Source organism: Streptomyces venezuelae (genome assembly GCF_008642275.1).
In the GTDB taxonomy this organism is placed as follows: Bacteria; Actinomycetota; Actinomycetes; order Streptomycetales; family Streptomycetaceae; genus Streptomyces; species Streptomyces venezuelae_E.
The window spans coordinates 1834683-1853717 of record NZ_CP029189.1 but is presented as its reverse complement, the minus strand read 5'-3'; the positions used below and the strand labels follow the sequence as shown (position 1 = coordinate 1853717).

Sequence of the window (19035 nt, the reverse complement as noted above, 5' to 3'; positions counted from 1 at the left end):
CGGGCGGAGCCCGCGCAGCTACGCGCGGCATGGCGTCCGGATCTGCGGACCGCGCCGGAGGCGTACGGTCTGTTGTCGGTGTGCGCAAGTAGGGTGGTTGGCATGGCCGACCCTTCCAGCTACCGCCCCGAGCCGGGACAGATCCCGGACTCCCCGGGGGTCTACAAGTTCCGTGACGAGCACCGCCGGGTGATTTACGTCGGGAAGGCCAAGAGCCTGCGCCAGCGCCTGGGCAGCTACTTCCAGGACATCGCAGGCCTGCACCCCCGTACCGCCACCATGGTGACCACGGCCGCCTCCGTCGAGTGGACCGTGGTGTCCACCGAGGTCGAGGCGCTCCAGCTGGAGTACTCGTGGATCAAGGAGTTCGACCCGCGGTTCAACGTCAAGTACCGGGACGACAAGAGCTACCCCTCCCTCGCCGTCACCCTGGGCGAGGAGTACCCGCGGGTCCAGGTCATGCGCGGCCCCAAGAAGAAGGGCGTGCGCTACTTCGGTCCGTACGGGCACGCCTGGGCCATCCGCGAGACCGTCGACCTGATGCTCCGGGTGTTCCCGGTCCGGACCTGCTCGGCGGGCGTGTTCAAGCGCTCCGCCCAGATCGGCCGCCCCTGCCTGCTCGGCTACATCGGCAAGTGCTCCGCCCCCTGCGTCGGCCGGGTCACCCCCGAGGAGCACCGCGAACTGGCCGAGGACTTCTGCGACTTCATGGCCGGCCGTACCGGCACCTACCTCTCCCGGCTGGAGAAGGAGATGCAGGAGGCGGCCGAGGAGATGGAGTACGAGAAGGCCGCCCGGCTGCGCGACGACATCGGGGCGCTGCGCCGGGCGATGGAGAAGAACGCCGTGGTGCTCGCCGACGCCACCGACGCCGACCTGATCGCCGTCGCCGAGGACGAGCTCGAAGCCGCGGTGCAGATCTTCCACGTGCGCGGCGGCCGGGTCCGCGGCCAGCGCGGCTGGGTCACCGACAAGGTCGAGGCCGTCGACACGGCCGGGCTCGTCGAGCACGCCCTCCAGCAGCTGTACGGCGAGGAGAAGGGCGAGGCCGTGCCCAAGGAGGTGCTGGTCCCCGCCCTCCCCGAGGACACGCAGGCGCTGGGCCAGTGGCTCGCCGAGCGCCGCGGGTCCCAGGTCAGCCTGCGGATACCGCAGCGAGGCGACAAGAAGGCCCTGATGGAGACCGTGCACCGCAACGCGCTCCAGTCCCTCGCCCTGCACAAGACCAAGCGCGCCAGTGACCTCACCACCCGCTCCCGCGCCCTGGAGGAGATCGCCGAGGCCCTGGACCTCGACAGTGCCCCGCTGCGCATCGAGTGCTTCGACATCTCCCACCTCCAGGGAGACGACGTCGTCGCGTCGATGGTCGTCTTCGAGGACGGGCTGGCCCGCAAGAGCGAGTACCGGCGCTTCCAGATCAAGACCTTCGAGGGGCAGGACGACGTCCGCTCCATGCACGAGGTGGTCTCCCGGCGCTTCCGCCGCTACCTCCAGGAGAAGCTGAAGACGGGGGAGTGGGACCCGGAGGAGGGCGAGGACGCCGCCGGTCCGGTCCCGGAGGACGACGGACGGCCCAAGCGGTTCGCGTACCCGCCCCAGCTCGTCGTGGTCGACGGCGGGCAGCCGCAGGTCGCCGCCGCCAAGCGGGCCCTGGAGGAGCTCGGGATCGACGACGTCGCCGTGTGTGGCCTGGCCAAGCGGCTGGAGGAGGTCTGGCTGCCGGGCGAGGACGACCCGGTCGTGCTGCCGCGCACCAGCGAGGGCCTCTACCTGCTCCAGCGGGTCCGTGACGAAGCCCACCGGTTCGCCATCCAGTACCAGCGCAACAAGCGCGGCAAGCGCCTGAAATCCGGCCCGCTGGACGAGGTGCCCGGCCTCGGCGAGAGCCGCAGGCAGGCCCTGGTGAAGCACTTCGGTTCGGTGAAGAAGCTGAGACAGGCGACAATCGACCAGATCTGCGAGGTCCCGGGCATAGGCCGTAAGACGGCCGAGGCCGTGGCCGTGGCCCTCGCCCAGGCGGTTCCCGCTGGTCCTGCCGTCAACACGGCCACAGGAGAGATCATTGAGGATGAGACCCCCGCGCCAGCGGGAGCATCGTCCGAACGGGGGACCGAGCAATGACCGAGCACGAGACCGCGCACGACCGAGACGGAGCACAGGTGAGTACGGGCACGACAGTGGAGCCCGGCGAGACCGCCGAGGCGGCCATCCCCGAGCTGGTGATCATCTCCGGCATGTCCGGGGCCGGCCGCAGTACGGCGGCGAAGTGTCTGGAGGACCTCGGCTGGTTCGTCGTCGACAACCTCCCGCCGGCCCTGATCCCGACCATGGTCGAGCTCGGCGCGCGCTCCCAGGGCAACGTGGCGCGCATCGCCGTCGTCGTCGACGTCCGCGGCCGCCAGTTCTTCGACGCCCTGCGCGAGTCCCTCGCCGACCTCGACAGCAAGGGCGTCACCCGCCGCATCGTCTTCCTGGAGTCCTCCGACGACGCGCTGGTCCGCCGCTTCGAGTCGGTCCGCCGCCCGCACCCGCTCCAGGGCGACGGGCGCATCACCGACGGCATCGCCGCCGAGCGCGACCTGCTGCGCGAGCTGCGCGGGGACGCCGACCTGGTGATCGACACCTCCAGCCTGAACGTGCACGAGCTGCGCGCGAAGATGGACGCCCAGTTCGCCGGGGACGAGGAGCCGGAGCTGCGGGCCACCGTCATGTCCTTCGGCTACAAGTACGGCCTCCCCGTCGACGCCGACCTCGTCGTCGACTGCCGCTTCATCCCCAACCCGCACTGGGTCCCGGAGCTGCGCCCCTTCACCGGGCTCAACGAGGAGGTGTCGGGGTACGTCTTCAGCCAGCCCGGCGCCAAGGAGTTCCTCGACCGCTACACCGAGCTGCTCCAGCTCATCGCCACCGGCTACCGCCGCGAGGGCAAGCGCTACGTGACCATCGCGGTCGGCTGCACGGGCGGCAAGCACCGCAGCGTGGCCATGTCCGAGAAGCTCGCCGCCCGCCTCGCCTCCGAGGGAGTCGAGACCGTCGTAGTCCACCGGGACATGGGGCGCGAGTGACCGCACGGACCCCGCGGCTGAGCCGCCTGCGCCGCCTCACCCCGGGCCGGGGCGAGGACGGCGCGGGCCGCTCCGGCCGCTCCGGCCGCCGGCGCGGCGCCACGCCCAAGGTGGTGGCGCTCGGCGGCGGCCAGGGCCTGTCGGCCTCCCTCGCCGCCCTGCGCCGGATCACCGGTGACCTGACCGCCGTGGTCACCGTCGCCGACGACGGCGGCTCCAGCGGCCGGCTCCGGGAGGAGCTCGGCGTGCTCCCGCCCGGCGACCTGCGCAAGGCGCTGGCCGCGCTGTGCGGCGACGACGACTGGGGCCAGACCTGGGCCCGGGTCATCCAGCACCGCTTCCAGTCCGAGGGCGATCTGCACGGGCACGCCGTCGGCAACCTGCTGATCGTCGCCCTGTGGGAGCAGCTCGGCGACCCCGTCCAGGCCCTCGACCTGGTCGGGAAGCTGCTCGGGGCGCAGGGCCGGGTACTGCCGATGTCGGCGGTGCCGCTGGAGCTGCAGGCCCTGGTCAGGGGGCACGACCCGGCCCGCCCCGAGGACGTGGACACCGTCCGCGGGCAGGCCACGGTGGCGCTGACCCCGGGCGAGGTGCTCTCCGTACAGGTGGTGCCCGGCGACCCGCCGGCCGTGCCGGAGGCGGTCGCGGCCGTCCTGGACGCCGACTGGGTGGTGCTCGGTCCGGGGTCCTGGTTCTCCTCGGTCATTCCGCACCTGCTGGTGCCGGAACTGCTGGACGCGCTGACGGAGACGAAGGCCCGGCGGGTCCTCTCGCTGAACCTCGCTCCGCAGCCCGGTGAAACAGAGGGCTTCTCTCCGCAGCGTCATTTGGAGGTTTTGGCCCGACACGCCCCTAAACTCGCCCTGGACGTGGTGCTGGCCGACGAGGCCGCCGTGCCCGACCGCGAGTCCCTCGACGATGCCGCGAAACGGTTCGGTGCCGCGGTCGAGCTGGCGCCCGTGGCCAGGAAGGACGGCTCTCCGAAGCACGACCCGGAGCTGCTGGCCGCCGCGTACGACCGTATTTTTCGGATGCATGGAAGGATCGGCCCATGGCGATGACGCCTGCGGTGAAGGATGAGATCTCCCGCCTGCCCGTCACCCGGACCTGCTGCAGGAAGGCGGAGGTCTCGGCGATCCTTCGGTTCGCGGGCGGGCTGCACCTGGTGAGCGGCCGCATCGTCATCGAGGCGGAGCTGGACACCGGGATCGCCGCCAGACGCCTGCGCAAGGACATCCTGGAGATCTTCGGCCATTCCTCGGACCTGGTGGTGATGGCCCCGGGCGGACTGCGCCGCGGCAGCCGCTACGTGGTCCGCGTCGTGGCCGGCGGTGACCAGCTGGCGCGCCAGACGGGCCTCGTGGACGGCCGCGGCCGCCCCATCCGGGGTCTTCCCCCGCAGGTGGTCTCCGGGGCCACCTGCGACGCGGAGGCGGCCTGGCGCGGCGCCTTCCTGGCCCACGGCTCGCTCACCGAGCCGGGCCGGTCCTCCTCCCTGGAGGTCACCTGCCCCGGTCCGGAGGCCGCCCTGGCCCTGGTGGGCGCCGCCCGCAGGCTGTCCATCGCCGCGAAGGCGCGCGAGGTGCGCGGAGTGGACCGGGTCGTGGTCCGCGACGGCGACGCGATCGGCGCCCTGCTGACCCGGCTCGGCGCGCACGAGTCGGTGCTGGCCTGGGAGGAGCGCCGGATGCGGCGCGAGGTGCGCGCCACCGCCAACCGCCTGGCCAACTTCGACGACGCCAACCTGCGCCGCTCGGCGCGGGCCGCGGTCGCCGCGGGAGCCCGCGTGCAGCGCGCGCTGGAGATCCTCGGCGAGGAGGTCCCCGAGCACCTGGCCGCGGCCGGCCGGCTGCGCATGGAGCACAAGCAGGCCTCCCTGGAGGAGCTGGGCGCCCTGGCCGACCCGCCGCTGACCAAGGACGCGGTCGCCGGCCGGATCCGCCGGCTGCTGGCGATGGCCGACAAGCGGGCCCAGGACCTCGGCATCCCGGGCACCGAGTCGAACCTCGACCTCAGCGAGGAGATGGCCGACAACATGGCCGGTTGACGCGTCCGGTACGGCTGAAGGGGCTCGCGCGCTCACTCGTGCGGGCCCCTTTGCCGCACGCCCCATTGACATGAGCATGGGCCGGTCTTGAGTCTGGCGTCCGAACGCTTTCGTGGCAGACGACGCCCAGGGGGGCACATGAGTCACCGCGCGAGATCGATCCTCGCCGCAAGCGCACTCGTCTTCGGAACCACACTCGCCGTGCTGCCCGCCGCGGCGCAGGCCCAGCCGGCACCCGGCGCCGCGTCCGGCGCCGACGAGGTTCGGGTCTACGACGCCGACATCACCCGGGAACAGGTCCCGCTCGTCCTCGCCGCCGGGCAGGACGCGCACGAGCTCACCGAGCGGGCGCCGGAGAGCGGAACCGCCCGGGTCGAGCTCTTCCTCACCGGTGACCAGGCCGGGGAACTCGCCGCGCAGGGCGTCAAGCTGGCCGAGCGCAAGGTCCCCGCCCAGGGCCTCGCCCGCGCCAAGGCCGCCGGGGACGGCGTGTTCCGCCCGTACAGCGGCAAGGGCGGCCTCCAGGAGGAGATCCTGCGCACCGCCCAGGAGAACCCGGGGCTCACCAAGGTCATCTCCATCGGCAAGACCGTCCAGGGCAAGGACATCCTCGCCCTGAAGGTCAGCAAGAACGCCAAGAAGACCAAGGACGGCGACAAGCCGTCGGTCCTCTACATGTCCAACCAGCACGCCCGTGAGTGGATCACCCCCGAGATGACCCGGCGGCTGATGCACCACACCCTCGACAACTACGGCAAGGACCAGCGGATCACCAAGCTGGTGGACTCCAGCGAGCTGTGGTTCCTGCTCTCCGCCAACCCGGACGGGTACGACTACACGCACGCGGCCGACGGCCAGCGGCTGTGGCGCAAGAACCTGCGCGACAACAACGGTGACGGGAAGACCGGCCCGGGCGACGGGGTCGACCTCAACCGGAACTTCGCCTTCAAGTGGGGCTACGACAACGAGGGCTCCTCGCCGACCCAGTCGAACGAGACCTACCGCGGCCCGAGCGCCTCCTCCGAGCCGGAGACCGTCGCCCTCGACCGCTTCGAGAAGCGCGTCGGCTTCGACTACGCCATCAACTACCACTCCGCCGCCGAGCTGATCCTCTACGGCGTCGGCTGGCAGGTCGCCACCCCCACCCCCGACGACGTCGCCTACAAGGCGCTCGCCGGCACCCCGGAGAACCCCGCCGTCCCGGGCTACTACCCGCAGGTCTCCTCCGAGCTCTACACCACCAACGGCGAGGCCGACGGCCACGCCTCCAACGTCAACGGCATCATGATGTTCACGCCGGAGATGACCACCTGTCAGACCGCCTCGGCGAGCGACCCGAACGACCAGTGGAAGCCCGAGGACTGCGCCTCCGGCTTCAACTTCCCCGACGACGAGAAGCTCGTCCAGGCCGAGTTCGCCAAGAACGTGCCCTTCGCGCTGTCGGTCGCCGAGAGCGCCGCGACCCCGGACCGCCCGAAGTCCTCGGTGGGCCTGAGCGCCGCCGACTTCACCGTGGACGCCTTCGCCACCTCCTACGCGGCCCGAGGCGAGGACCAGGAGGTCTCCGTCACGGCCCGCAAGGCCCTGAAGGACAAGGAGCTCAACTTCCGGATCAATGGAGGCCGCACCCACGACGAGGACCTCAAGGCCTGGAAGGGCGGTGACGTCTACGGCGGCGAGGACAACAACTGGTTCGACGAGTACCGCGCCGAGGTCGACGGCGCGAAGCCCGGCGACAAGGTCGAGGTCTGGTTCACCGGCCGCGACCGCTCCGGCAAGCAGGTCTCCAGCGAGCACTTCACGTACACGGTGGCCGAGCGGCCGCGCGCGGACGTCCTGGTGATCGCGGAAGAGGGGGCCAAGGCCCAGCACGCCCAGGCCTACGTCGACGCCCTGCGCGCCAACGGCAGTTCCGCGGCGGTCTGGGACGTCGCCGTCCAGGGCGTCCCGCACCACCTCGGGGTCCTCTCCCACTTCGGTACGGCCGTCCACTACACGGGGGCCAAGACCCCGGGCGGCGAGACGCAGTTGGCGGTGCGCGACTTCCTGAACGAGGGCGGCAAGCTGATCGAGGCCGGTGAGCTGGCGGGCGGCAACGCCCAGGTCGGCCGCGCCGTGACCAACGACTTCAGCCAGTACTGGCTGGGCGCGTACAGCCGTACGAGCACCCCCGGGGCCACCGGCTTCGCCGGCGCCGGCGCGCTGAACGGGGCGCGGGGCGGCGTCGGGGACGCGGCGGGCAACCCGCTGAACGCCCCCGGCGGGTACACCGTGACCTCCGAGACCCTGGCGCCCGCGCAGTTCCCGCAGTTCAAGAGCGCCCAGGCGGGAGCCTTCACCGGAGTCGTGAACCCGTACGCCCCCTACGCCGGCGCCGGCATGGCCGCGGCCCTGCACGCCGACGACGACTGGAAGCGCCTCGTCCGTACGGTCGACCTCACCGGGGTCACCGCGGCCGACCAGCCGCAGCTCAAGCTGGCGCTCAACTGGAACGTCGAGGAGGGCTACGACCACGCCGCCCTGGAGGCCCGGACCGCAGGCGGCGACGACTGGAACACCCTGCGGGACACGGGCGGCCTCACCAGCTCCACCGTCCCGGAGGAGTGCGCGGCCGGGTTCTTCGTCAACGGCCACCCCTTCCTGCGCCACTACCTCACCCTCGACGCCGGCGGCTGCACCCCGCAGGGCACCAGCGGCACGTGGAACAGCTTCACCGGCTCCTCCGGCGGATGGAAGCAGGTCTCCTTCGACCTGAGCGCCTACGCCGGCAAGACCGTAGAGCTCTCGCTCTCCTACATCACCGACCCGGGCTCGGGCGGACGCGGCGTCTTCGCGGACGAGGCCCGCCTCTCCCTCAGGGGAGCGGACCAGCCCGTCGAGGGATTCGAGACCTCCCTCGGGGCCTGGACGGCGCAGGCCGCACCGGCCGGGAGCCCCGAAGTTCCCGGCGACTGGGCCCGGTCCGGGGAGCTGTTCAAGTCCTACGCGGCGGTGACCACCCGTGACACGGTGCTGCTGGGCTTCGGCCTGGAGCACCTGTCCTCCGCGGCGGACCGTGCCCTACTCGTCGGTAAGGCGCTGCGCACACTGCACCGCTGAGCGTGGGCCCGGCCCCTCACTCACCCTGAGTGACGGGAGCCGGAGTCCGGCGGTCCCGTTCCGCAGTGTCCGGAACGGGACCGCCGCAGGAGTACCCCCGGGAACAAGGGGGAGTGTCAGGTCCCGACCGATGTCACCCAAAAGCTCACGGAGAGGTAGGGTCGTAAGCGGTCGGGGACATCCCATTTCAACTCGCCGGCGCTCTTACCGGCGCACCAACGAGGAGATCGGTTCGTGACGATCCGCGTAGGCATCAATGGTTTTGGTCGAATTGGCCGCAACTACTTTCGGGCGCTCCTGGAGCAGGGAGCGGACATCGAGATCGTCGGTGTCAACGACCTGACTGACAACGCCACCCTGGTGCACCTTCTCAAGTACGACACCATCCTGGGCCGCCTCAAGGCCGAGGTCTCCCACACCGACGACACCATCACGGTCGGCGGGAACACCTTCAAGACCTTTGCCGAGCGCGACCCCGCGAACCTTCCCTGGGGCGAGCTGGGCGCCGACATCGTCATCGAGTCCACCGGCATCTTCACGAAGAAGGCCGACGCCGCCAAGCACATCGCGGCCGGCGCGAAGAAGGTCCTCATCTCGGCTCCGGCCAAGGACGAGGACATCACCATCGTGATGGGTGTCAACCAGGACAAGTACGACGCGGCGAACCACCACGTCATCTCCAACGCCTCCTGCACCACCAACTGCGTGGCGCCGATGGCCAAGGTCCTCGACGAGAACTTCGGCATCGTCAAGGGCATGATGACGACGGTCCACGCGTACACGAACGACCAGCGCATCCTGGACTTCCCGCACTCGGACCTGCGCCGCGCCCGCGCAGCCGCCGAGAACATCATCCCGACCTCCACCGGTGCCGCGAAGGCCACCGCGCTGGTCCTCCCGCAGCTCAAGGGCAAGCTCGACGGCATCGCCATGCGCGTCCCGGTCCCGACCGGATCGGTGACGGACCTGGTGCTGGAGCTCTCCCGCGAGACCACGGTGGAAGAGATCAACGCGGCCTTCCAGAAGGCTTCGGAGGGGCAGCTCAAGGGCATCCTCGACTACACCGAGGACGCGATCGTCTCTTCCGACATCGTGAACTGGCCCGCGTCCTGCACCTTCGACTCCTCCCTGACCATGGTTCAGGACGGTACGCAGGTCAAGGTCGTCGGCTGGTACGACAACGAGTGGGGCTACTCCAACCGTCTCGTCGACCTCACCGTCTTCGTCGGCGGTCAGCTCTAAGAACGTAGGGCAAGGCACCACGATGTGAAGCACAGGGTCCGAGCAGCGCGACGATGCGCCGCACGGGCCCTGTTGCTTGCCTCGTCATTTCCTTCCTCGCCCTTCGAGTGAAGGCTCAAAGGAGTAGAAACACATGAAGACCATCGATGAACTGCTCGCCGAAGGCGTCAAGGGCAAGCGGGTCCTCGTCCGCGCGGACCTGAACGTCCCGCTGGCCGAGGGCACCATCACCGACGACGGCCGCATCCGCGCCGTCCAGCCCACGATCGCGAAGCTCGCCGAGGCCGGCGCCCGCGTGATCGTGGCCTCGCACCTGGGCCGGCCGAAGGGCACGGGCGTCGAGCCCGCGTTCTCGCTCGCCCCGGCCGCCACGCGCCTCGGCGAACTGCTCGGTGCGGACGTGGCGTTCGCCACCGACACCGTCGGCGCCTCCGCCAAGGAGACCGTCGCGGCCCTGACCGACGGACAGGTCGCCGTCATCGAGAACCTGCGCTTCAACGCCGGTGAGACCTCGAAGGACGACGCCGAGCGCGGCGCCTTCGCGGACCAGCTCGCGGAGCTCGCCGACATCTACGTGGGCGACGGCTTCGGCGCCGTGCACCGCAAGCACGCCTCGGTCTTCGACCTCCCCGCCCGCCTCCCGCAGGCGGTCGGCTACCTCATCGCCACCGAGGTCGGCGTCCTGAAGAAGCTGACCGCCGAGGTCGAGCGCCCCTACGTGGTGGTCCTCGGCGGCGCCAAGGTCTCCGACAAGCTCGCCGTCATCGACGAGCTGCTCGGCAAGGCGAACCGCATCCTCATCGGCGGCGGCATGGCCTACACCTTCCTCTACGCCAAGGGCTACGAGGTCGGCATCTCCCTGCTCCAGAAGGACCAGGTGGAGGTCGTCAAGGAGTACATGAAGCGCGCCGAGGAGACCGGGGTCGAGCTCGTGCTCCCGGTCGACGTGCTGGTCTCCGCGGAGTTCCCGGACCTCAAGGGCAAGACCCCGGCCACCTTCGAGATCGTCGACGCGGACAAGATCCCCGCCGACAAGGAGGGCCTGGACATCGGCCCCAGGACGCGCGAGCTGTACGCGTCGAAGATCGCCGACGCCAGGACCGTCTTCTGGAACGGCCCGGTGGGCGTCTTCGAGCACCCCGACTACGCCGGGGGCACCGCGGCCGTCGCCCAGGCCCTGCTCGACAGCAGCGCCTTCACCGTCGTCGGCGGTGGCGACAGTGCCGCCGCGGTCCGCATCCTGGGCTTCGACGAGAATGCATTCGGCCACATCTCGACCGGTGGCGGCGCCTCCCTCGAATACCTCGAGGGCAAGACGCTCCCCGGCCTCGCCGCCCTGGAGGGCTGAACCCGTATGACCACGCGCACCCCGCTCATGGCGGGCAACTGGAAGATGAACCTCAACCACCTGGAGGCCATCGCCCACGTCCAGAAGCTCGCCTTCGCCCTCACCGACAAGGACTACGACGCCGTCGAGGTCGCGGTCCTGCCGCCCTTCGTCGACCTGCGCTCGGTCCAGACCCTGGTCGACGGCGACAAGCTGAAGATCAAGTACGGCGCCCAGGACATCTCGGCGCACGACTCCGGTGCCTACACCGGTGAGATCTCCGGCCCGATGCTGTCCAAGCTGAAGTGCGCGTTCGTGGCCGTCGGCCACAGCGAGCGCCGCCAGTACCACGGCGAGACCGACGAGGTCTGCAACGCCAAGGTCAAGGCCGCCTACCGGCACGGGATCACCCCGATCCTGTGCGTCGGCGAGGGCCTGGACGTCCGCAAGGCCGGCGAGCAGGTCGCCTACACCCTCAGGCAGCTCGACGGCGGCCTCGAAGGCGTCCCGGCCGAGCAGGTCGAGTCCATCGTGATCGCCTACGAGCCCGTCTGGGCCATCGGGACCGGCGAGGTCGCCACTCCCGACGACGCCCAGGAGGTCTGCGGGGCGATCCGCGGCCGTCTCGCCGAGCTGTACTCGCAGGAGCTGGCCGACAAGGTCCGCATCCAGTACGGCGGCTCCGTGAAGTCCGGGAACATCGCGGCGATCATGGCCCAGCCCGACGTCGACGGCGCCCTCATCGGCGGCGCTGCGCTGGACGCGGAGGAGTTCGTCAAGATCGTCCGCTTCCGCGACCAGTGAGTATGCGGTAGGGCGGATCCGTCGTACCCTTGCGGGGGCCAGAGGCTGATGCATCAGCCCCTGGCCCCCGTGCACATCTCGCAAAGCCGGAAAGCCCGAAAAAGCCAGAAAGTAGGAATCAGCCGTGATTATGGGGTTCTCGATCGCCCTGATCGTCTTCAGCGCCCTGCTGATGCTGCTCGTGCTGATGCACAAGGGCAAGGGCGGCGGCCTCTCCGACATGTTCGGCGGCGGCATGCAGTCGTCGGTCGGCGGTTCCTCCGTCGCGGAGCGCAACCTGGACCGCATCACCGTGGTCATCGGTCTGCTGTGGTTCGCGTGCATCGTCGCGCTCGGCCTGCTGACGAAGTCGGGCAGCTGACCGTTCTGGCCATTCCGGCAGTCCGGTCGGCGCCGCCCGGCCTATCATGAGGTCCTGCGCCCTGGTTGCGGAACGAGTTATTCTGCTCCCCCACCCGAGGGGATGATCCCGCGAGTTGGGCTCTACGTACCCGGGGCGTTTCAGCAGGAACATCCTCACGCTTGGCGGCACCATCACGCAGGGGAGTTACGACCGTGGCAAGTGGCAACGCGATCCGTGGTAGCCGGGTCGGAGCGGGGCCGATGGGTGAGGCGGAGCGCGGCGAGTCCGCGCCCCGCCTGCGCATCTCCTTCTGGTGCTCTAACGGGCACGAGACGCAGCCGAGCTTCGCCAGCGACGCGCAGGTGCCGGACACCTGGGACTGCCCGCGCTGCGGGTTCCCGGCCGGCCAGGACCGGGACAACCCGCCCGCGCCGCCGCGCACCGAGCCGTACAAGACGCACCTGGCGTACGTACGGGAACGGCGCTCGGACGCCGACGGCGAGGCGATCCTCGCCGAGGCGCTCGCCAAGCTCCGCGGCGAGATCTGAGACGGATCGAAGAGTGTGACGCGAGGCCCGGTCCCGCAGGAACTTCTCCTGTGGGACCGGGCCTCTTTGTGTGCGTTCTGCCGCTTGTGATCCCTTAAGTTGGTGAACGGCGGGGCACGACAGGACGGAAGAAGTGGGTTGATGTCCGAGATGAACGCAGGCACGCGTACGAAGCTGAACCGGACGCCGGAGTGGCTGGCACTCGGCAAGCACCGGGAGGTGTTCGGGCAGACGCATCTGCGGGAGCTGTTCGAGGAGAATCCCGGCCGCGGCGCCGGCTACACCCTGCAGGTCGGAGACCTGCACATCGACTACTCCAAGCACCTCGTCACCGACGAGACGCTCGCGCTGCTCCACGAGCTGGCCGAGGCCACGGGCGTGGCCGGGCTGCGCGAGGCGATGTTCCGCGGCGAGAAGATCAACACGACCGAGGACCGGGCGGTGCTGCACACCGCCCTGCGCGCACCGGCGGACGCGACCGTCGAGGTCGACGGCGAGGACGTCGTCACGGGCGTGCACGCCGTCCTCGACAAGATGGCGGACTTCTCCGACCGGATCAGGTCGGGAGCGTGGACCGGCTTCACCGGCAAGCGCATCAAGAACGTCGTCAACATCGGCATCGGCGGCTCCGACCTCGGACCGGCCATGGCGTACGAGGCCCTGCGCGCCTTCACCGACCGCGAGCTGACGGTGCGCTTCGTATCCAACGTCGACGGCGCCGACCTGCACGAGGCCGTGCGGGACCTGGACCCGGCCGAGACGCTGTTCATCATCGCCTCCAAGACCTTCACCACCATCGAGACCATCACCAACGCCACTTCGGCGCGCGGCTGGCTGCTCGCGGGGCTCGGCGGGGACCAGGCCGCCGTGGCCCGCCACTTCGTGGCGCTGTCGACCAACGCCGAGAAGGTCACCGACTTCGGCATCGATCCGGCCAACATGTTCGAGTTCTGGGACTGGGTCGGCGGACGCTACTCCTTCGACTCCGCCATCGGCCTCTCCCTGATGATCGCGATCGGCCCGGCCGCCTTCCGGGAGATGCTCGGCGGCTTCCACGCCATGGACGAGCACTTCCGTACGGCGCCCGCGCACCAGAACGCCCCGCTGCTGATGGGCCTGTTGGGGATCTGGTACGGCGCCTTCTTCGACGCCCAGTCGCACGCGGTGCTCCCGTACAGCCACTACCTCTCGCGCTTCACGGCCTACTTGCAGCAGCTGGACATGGAGTCCAACGGCAAGTCCGTGGACCGCGACGGCAATCCGGTGGAGTGGCAGACCGGTCCGGTGGTCTGGGGCACGCCCGGCACCAACGGACAGCACGCCTACTACCAGCTGATCCACCAGGGGACGAAGGTGATCCCCGCGGACTTCATCGGCTTCGCCCGGCCGGTGGCGGAGCTGGAGGCCGCCCCGGCGGCCCAGCACGACCTGCTGATGGCGAACTTCTTCGCGCAGACCCAGGCACTGGCCTTCGGCAAGACGGCCGACGAGGTGCGCGCCGAGGGCGCCCCGGAGTCGCTGGTCCCGCACAAGACCTTCCACGGGAACCACCCGACGACCACCATCCTGGCGGGAGAGCTCTCCCCGTCGGTGCTGGGCCAGCTGATCGCGCTCTACGAGCACAAGGTGTTCGTCCAGGGCGCGGTGTGGAACATCGACTCCTTCGACCAGTGGGGCGTCGAACTCGGCAAGGTGCTCGCCAAGCGGGTCGAGCCCGCACTGAGCGAGGGCGCCGACGTGCCGGGGCTGGACGCCTCGACGAAGGCCCTGGTGGCCACGTACCGGAAGCTGCGCGGCCGTAGCTGACCCGGGTACGAGAAGGGCCCGCCTCCCGGAACCGGGAGGCGGGCCCTTCCGCGTCGGCCACGGTCAGGAAGAGGCCGGAGGATACATCCCCGTAGGGAGCTTGGCCGCGGCCGCCCGGTCCAGGAGCCACAGGGTGCGCGAGCGGCCGTACGCCTCCGCGGCCGGGGCCTGGACCCCGCCCGCGCCGCCGAGGGCCAGGGAGACCGCCCCGGCCTTGTCCTCACCCGCGGCCAGCAGCCAGACCTCACGGGCCGCCCGGATCGCCGGGAGCGTGAGCGAGATCCGGGTGGGCGGGGGCTTCGGGGCGCCGTGGACGCCGACCACCGTGCGCTCGGTCTCGCGGGCCGCCGGGTGCTCCGGGAACAGCGAGGCCACGTGCGTGTCCGGGCCCACGCCCAGCATCAGCACGTCGAAGGTGGGGACCGGACCGTGGTCCTCCGGACCGGCCGCCTTCGCCAGCTCGGCCGCGTAGGAAGCCGCAGCCGCGTCCACGTCGCCCCCGTACGGACCGTCCGAGGCCGGCATCACGTGCACGCGGGCGGGGTCCACCGGGACCGCGTCCAGGAGGGCCTCGCGGGCCTGCGTGTGGTTGCGCTCGGGGTCGTCGGCGGGGACGTACCGCTCGTCGCCCCACCACAGGTCCAGCCGGGACCAGTCGACCGCGTCCCGCGCCGGGGCGGCGGCCAGTGCCGCGAGCAGGCCGTTGCCGTTGCGTCCGCCGGTGAGGACGACGGACGCGGTGCCGCGGGCCGTCTGCGCGTCCACGATCTTCGTGATGAGCCGGGCCGCGGTGGCCTGGGCCATCAGTTCCTTGTCCCGGTGGACGACGACCTGGGGAGTCGTCATACCCATGTGCTTCCGCCTTCTTGGTCGTGCGGGTACCGCTGCGCGGAGCCGTCCCCGCCCCGCCCTTTCGCCGTTTCCCGGGGCTCCGCCCCGGACCCCGCGCCTCAAGCGCCGGCGAGGCTGGATCTTCCAGCCCGTCCGGCGTTTGAGGACCGGGTCCGGGCGGAGCCCGGTTTCGGGAAGGGGCGGGGCGGGGAGGCCCCGCAGGGCCCCGTTACTTGGCCGCGGTCTTCTTCGCCGGCTTGGCGGCCGGCTTCGAGGGCTCGGCCTTGGCCTCAGCGGCGGCCTCGGCCTTGGCGGGAGCCTCGGGCTCCGCCGGCTCCGCCGACGACGCCTCCAGCCGCGCCACGCCGAACTTCAGCGAGGCCTCGTACGTGTTGTCCGGGTCCAGCCGGCGCAGCTCCTCCGCCAGGAGCTCGGCCGTGTCGCGGCGCTTGAGCGCCACCGCACGGTCGGGCTGTCCCGGCATGCACAGCGTGGCCAGCGCGCCGTCCGCCCGGTCCAGGACGATGTCGCCGTCCTTGGTGGACAGGCGTACGGCCGTCAGCCCCGGGCCCGACGACAGCGTGCGCTTGACGGGGACCTGCAGCCGGTCCGCCAGCCACATGGCCAGCAGCTCACAGCTCGGGTTCTCGTCCTCGCCCTCGACGGTCGCCGAGACGACCGACAGGGCCTGCTGGTCCAGCGCGGCCGCCAGCATGGAGCGCCACGGGGTGATCCGGGTCCACGACAGGTCCGTGTCCCCGGGGGCGTACGCCCCCGCCCGGCCGCCGAGCGCCCTGATCGGGTCCTCGCAGGAGTACGTGTCCGTGATCCGGCGCTGTCCCAGCGCGCCCAGCGGATCACCCGCCAGGTCCGTGGGGGCACCGTCCGGCCACCAGACGACCACGGGGGCGTCCGGCAGGAGCAGCGGGAGAACCACCGACTGGGCGTGGTCGACCAGTTCGCCGTGAAGGCGGAGCACCACCGTTTCCCCGCTGCCCGAGTCCGCCCCGACGCGGACTTCCGCGTCGAGCCGGGCGTCGCGGCGGCTGCGGGGGGAGCGGCTGGCCCGCTTGATGACGACGACGATCCGCGAGGGGTGTTCGTGGGACGCGTCGTTCGCCGACTTGAGCGCGTCGTACGCGTTCTCCTCGTCGGTCACGATCACCAGCGTGAGGACCATGCCGATGGCCGGCGTGCCGATGTCCCGGCGTGCCTGCACCATCGCGGCATTGATCTTGCTGGAGTTGGTCTCCGTGAGGTCGATCTTCATGGCCGGCGCCAGCTCCGTCCGTCTCGTGCGAGCATCTCGTCCGCCTCGACCGGCCCCCAGGTGCCCGACGGGTACTGCGCGGGCTTGCCGTGCTTGTCCCAGTACTCCTCGATCGGGTCGAGGATGTTCCAGGACAGTTCGACTTCCTGGTGACGCGGGAAGAGGTTCGCGTCGCCGAGGAGCACGTCGAGGATCAGCCGCTCGTACGCCTCGGGGCTCGACTCCGTGAAGGACTCGCCGTAGGCGAAGTCCATCGTGACGTCCCGGACCTCCATGGAGGTGCCCGGAACCTTGGAGCCGAAGCGGACCGTCACGCCCTCGTCCGGCTGGACCCGGATGACCAGGGCGTTCTGCCCCAGTTCCTCGGTCGCGCCCGACTCGAACGGCAGGTACGGGGCCCGCTTGAAGACGACCGCGATCTCCGTCACCCGGCGGCCCAGGCGCTTGCCCGTCCGCAGGTAGAAGGGGACGCCCGCCCAGCGGCGGTTGTTGATCTCCAGGCGGATGGCCGCGTAGGTGTCGGTCTTCGACTTGGGGTCGATGCCGTCCTCTTCGAGGTACCCGACGACCTTCTCGCCGCCCTGCCAGGCCGCCGAGTACTGGCCGCGCACGGTGTGCTTGCCCAGGTCCTCCGGCAGCTCCACGGCGGTCAGCACCTTGAGCTTCTCCGCCACCAGCGCCTTGGGGTGGAAGGAGCCGGGCTCCTCCATCGCCGTCAGCGCGAGCAGCTGCAGCAGGTGGTTCTGGATGACGTCACGGGCGGCGCCGATACCGTCGTAGTACCCGGCCCGGCCGCCGATGCCGATGTCCTCGGCCATGGTGATCTGCACGTGGTCGACGTACGACCGGTTCCAGATCGGCTCGAACATCGTGTTGGCGAAGCGGAGCGCCAGGATGTTCTGGACGGTCTCCTTGCCGAGGTAGTGGTCGATCCGGAAGACCTCGTCCCGCGGGAAGACCTCGTGGACGACCTTGTTGAGTTCCTCGGCGCTCTTCAGGTCGTGTCCGAAGGGCTTCTCGATGACGGCACGCCGCCAGGAGCCCTCCTTCTGCGCCAGCCCGTGGTCCTTGAGCTGCTGCACCACCTTGGGGAAGAACTTCGGCGGGACGGACAGGTAGAAGGCGAAGTTGCCGCCCGTGCCCTGTGCCTTGTCCAGCTCCTCTATGGTCGCCTTCAGCGTCTCGAAGGCGGCGTCGTCGTCGAAGTCGCCCGAGACGAACCGGCAGCCCTGCACGAGCTGCTGCCACACCTCCTCGCGGAAGGGCGTCCGGGAGTGCTCCTTGACCGCGTCGTGGACCACCTGTGCGAAGTCCTCGTCCTGCCACTCGCGACGGGCGAACCCGATCAGCGAGAAGCCCGGCGGGAGCAGGCCGCGGTTGGCCAGGTCGTAGACGGCAGGCATCAGCTTCTTGCGCGACAGGTCACCCGTAACGCCGAAAATGACCAGGCCGGACGGCCCCGCGATGCGCGGGAGCCGCCGGTCCTGTGCGTCACGAAGCGGGTTCGCTCCGTTCACAGACAAGGTGTTCAGGCCTCCGTGGGGGCAAGGCGCTCAAGCTCCGCCTCGGTCGACTTCAGCAGGTCGTTCCAGGACGCCTCGAACTTCTCGACGCCCTCGTCCTCGAGCAGCTGCACCACATCGTCGTACGAGATGCCCAGCTTCGCGACCGCGTCGAGCTCGGCGCGCGCCTGCTCGTAGGTGCCGCGCACGGTGTCACCCGTGATCTGCCCGTGGTCGGCGGTGGCCTCCAGGGTGGCCTCCGGCATGGTGTTCACCGTGTTCGGGGCGACCAGGTCGTCCACGTACAGGGTGTCCTTGTACGCCGGGTCCTTGACGCCCGTCGAGGCCCACAGCGCACGCTGCTTGTTGGCGCCGACGCGCTCCAGGGCGGCCCAGCGCTCCGAGGCGAAGACCTCCTCGTAGGCCTCGTAGGCCAGACGGGCGTTGGCGAGCGCCGCCTTGCCCTTGAGGGCCTTCGCCTCGTCGGTGCCGACGGCGTCCAGGCGCTTGTCGATCTCGGAGTCCACGCGGGACACGAAGAAGGAGGCGACCGAGTGGATCAGGGAGAGGTCCAGGCCGGCGGCCTTGGCCTTCTCCAGACCCGCCAGGTACGCGTCCATGACCTCGCGGTAGCGCTCCAGCGAGAAGATCAGCGTCACGTTGACGCTGATGCCCTTGCCGATGACCTCGGTGATCGCCGGCAGGCCGGCCTTGGTCGCCGGGATCTTGATGAGCGTGTTCGGGCGGTCCACCAGCCACGCGAGCTGCTTGGCCTCGGCGACGGTCGCCGGCGTGTTGTGCGCCAGGCGCGGGTCGACCTCGATCGACACGCGGCCGTCCTGGCCGTCGGTGCGGTCGTAGACCGGGCGCAGGATGTCGGCGGCGTCCCTGACGTCCGCCGTCGTGATCATGCGCAGGGCCTCTTCCACGGTGACCTTGCGGGTCGCGAGGTCGGTGAGCTGCTGCTCGTAGCCCTCGCCGCCGCTGATGGCCTTCTGGAAGATCGCCGGGTTGGTGGTGACACCGACCACGTGCGACTGGTCGATGAGCTCGGCCAGGTTGCCGGAGGTGATGCGCTTGCGGGACAGGTCGTCCAGCCAGATCGCGACGCCTTCGTCGGAGAGGCGCTTGAGTGCGTCTGTCATGGGATT

The 19035-nt window shown here is 70.4% G+C and carries 15 protein-coding genes; 11 read left to right on the top strand and 4 right to left on the bottom strand.

The features are described from left to right. Nucleotides 1–102 precede the first annotated feature (102 nt). The 11 genes from uvrC (at nt 103) to pgi (ending at nt 14281) form a co-directional block, all read left to right on the top strand. Nucleotides 103–2121: an excinuclease ABC subunit UvrC gene (gene uvrC, locus DEJ51_RS07750; RefSeq protein WP_150256924.1), complete on the top strand. Its 2019-nt coding sequence runs from the start codon at nt 103–105 to the stop codon at nt 2119–2121. Next, nucleotides 2118–3065, top strand: a complete 948-nt coding sequence (rapZ, locus tag DEJ51_RS07745) for an RNase adapter RapZ (protein WP_030009073.1) — start codon at nt 2118–2120, stop codon at nt 3063–3065. Before uvrC ends, rapZ begins: the two co-directional genes overlap by 4 nt. Then, nucleotides 3062–4126: a uridine diphosphate-N-acetylglucosamine-binding protein YvcK gene (locus tag DEJ51_RS07740; RefSeq protein ID WP_150256923.1), complete on the top strand. Its 1065-nt coding sequence runs from the start codon at nt 3062–3064 to the stop codon at nt 4124–4126. Before rapZ ends, DEJ51_RS07740 begins: the two co-directional genes overlap by 4 nt. Then, nucleotides 4117–5112, top strand: a complete 996-nt coding sequence (gene whiA, locus DEJ51_RS07735; protein ID WP_030009075.1) for a DNA-binding protein WhiA — start codon at nt 4117–4119, stop codon at nt 5110–5112. Before DEJ51_RS07740 ends, whiA begins: the two co-directional genes overlap by 10 nt. A gap of 138 nt (nt 5113–5250) precedes the next feature. Continuing rightward, complete coding sequence (locus tag DEJ51_RS07730) at nt 5251–8211, top strand: M14 family metallopeptidase (RefSeq protein WP_150256922.1); 2961 nt, start codon at nt 5251–5253, stop codon at nt 8209–8211. A 234-nt stretch (nt 8212–8445) separates the two neighbouring features. Continuing rightward, the gene (gap, locus tag DEJ51_RS07725; RefSeq protein ID WP_030762471.1) at nt 8446–9453 is read left to right on the top strand and encodes a type I glyceraldehyde-3-phosphate dehydrogenase; all 1008 of its coding nucleotides are present in this window, start codon (nt 8446–8448) and stop codon (nt 9451–9453) included. Nucleotides 9454–9586: 133 nt separating this feature from the next. Next, nucleotides 9587–10801, top strand: a complete 1215-nt coding sequence (locus tag DEJ51_RS07720) for a phosphoglycerate kinase (protein WP_150256921.1) — start codon at nt 9587–9589, stop codon at nt 10799–10801. A gap of 6 nt (nt 10802–10807) precedes the next feature. Beyond that, nucleotides 10808–11584: a triose-phosphate isomerase gene (gene tpiA, locus DEJ51_RS07715; protein ID WP_150256920.1), complete on the top strand. Its 777-nt coding sequence runs from the start codon at nt 10808–10810 to the stop codon at nt 11582–11584. Nucleotides 11585–11714: 130 nt separating this feature from the next. Then, nucleotides 11715–11945 (top strand): preprotein translocase subunit SecG, encoded by a 231-nt coding sequence (secG, locus tag DEJ51_RS07710; RefSeq protein ID WP_150261751.1) that lies wholly within the window; start codon nt 11715–11717, stop codon nt 11943–11945. 194 nt (nt 11946–12139) lie between these two features. After that, nucleotides 12140–12475 carry an RNA polymerase-binding protein RbpA gene (locus DEJ51_RS07705; protein WP_010352468.1) on the top strand — a complete coding sequence of 112 codons (336 nt, stop codon included), beginning with the start codon at nt 12140–12142 and terminating at the stop codon, nt 12473–12475. A gap of 150 nt (nt 12476–12625) precedes the next feature. After that, nucleotides 12626–14281 (top strand): glucose-6-phosphate isomerase, encoded by a 1656-nt coding sequence (gene pgi / locus DEJ51_RS07700; protein ID WP_150261750.1) that lies wholly within the window; start codon nt 12626–12628, stop codon nt 14279–14281. 63 nt (nt 14282–14344) lie between these two features. Here pgi and pgl read toward each other — a convergent pair whose 3' ends face one another. The 4 genes from pgl to tal all read right to left on the bottom strand — a co-directional run bounded on the left by pgl (nt 14345) and on the right by tal (nt 19029). After that, nucleotides 14345–15127 (bottom strand): 6-phosphogluconolactonase, encoded by a 783-nt coding sequence (gene pgl, locus DEJ51_RS07695; RefSeq protein ID WP_150256919.1) that lies wholly within the window; start codon nt 15125–15127, stop codon nt 14345–14347. A gap of 214 nt (nt 15128–15341) precedes the next feature. Beyond that, nucleotides 15342–16382, bottom strand: a complete 1041-nt coding sequence (opcA, locus tag DEJ51_RS07690) for a glucose-6-phosphate dehydrogenase assembly protein OpcA (RefSeq protein WP_150256918.1) — start codon at nt 16380–16382, stop codon at nt 15342–15344. Beyond that, a complete protein-coding gene (gene zwf, locus DEJ51_RS07685) occupies nt 16379–17905 on the bottom strand; it encodes a glucose-6-phosphate dehydrogenase (protein WP_030720386.1) in 1527 nt (508 codons plus the stop codon). Before zwf ends, opcA begins: the two co-directional genes overlap by 4 nt. 5 nt (nt 17906–17910) lie before the next feature. Then, the gene (gene tal / locus DEJ51_RS07680) at nt 17911–19029 is read right to left on the bottom strand and encodes a transaldolase (protein ID WP_150256917.1); all 1119 of its coding nucleotides are present in this window, start codon (nt 19027–19029) and stop codon (nt 17911–17913) included. Nucleotides 19030–19035: the final 6 nt, after the last annotated feature.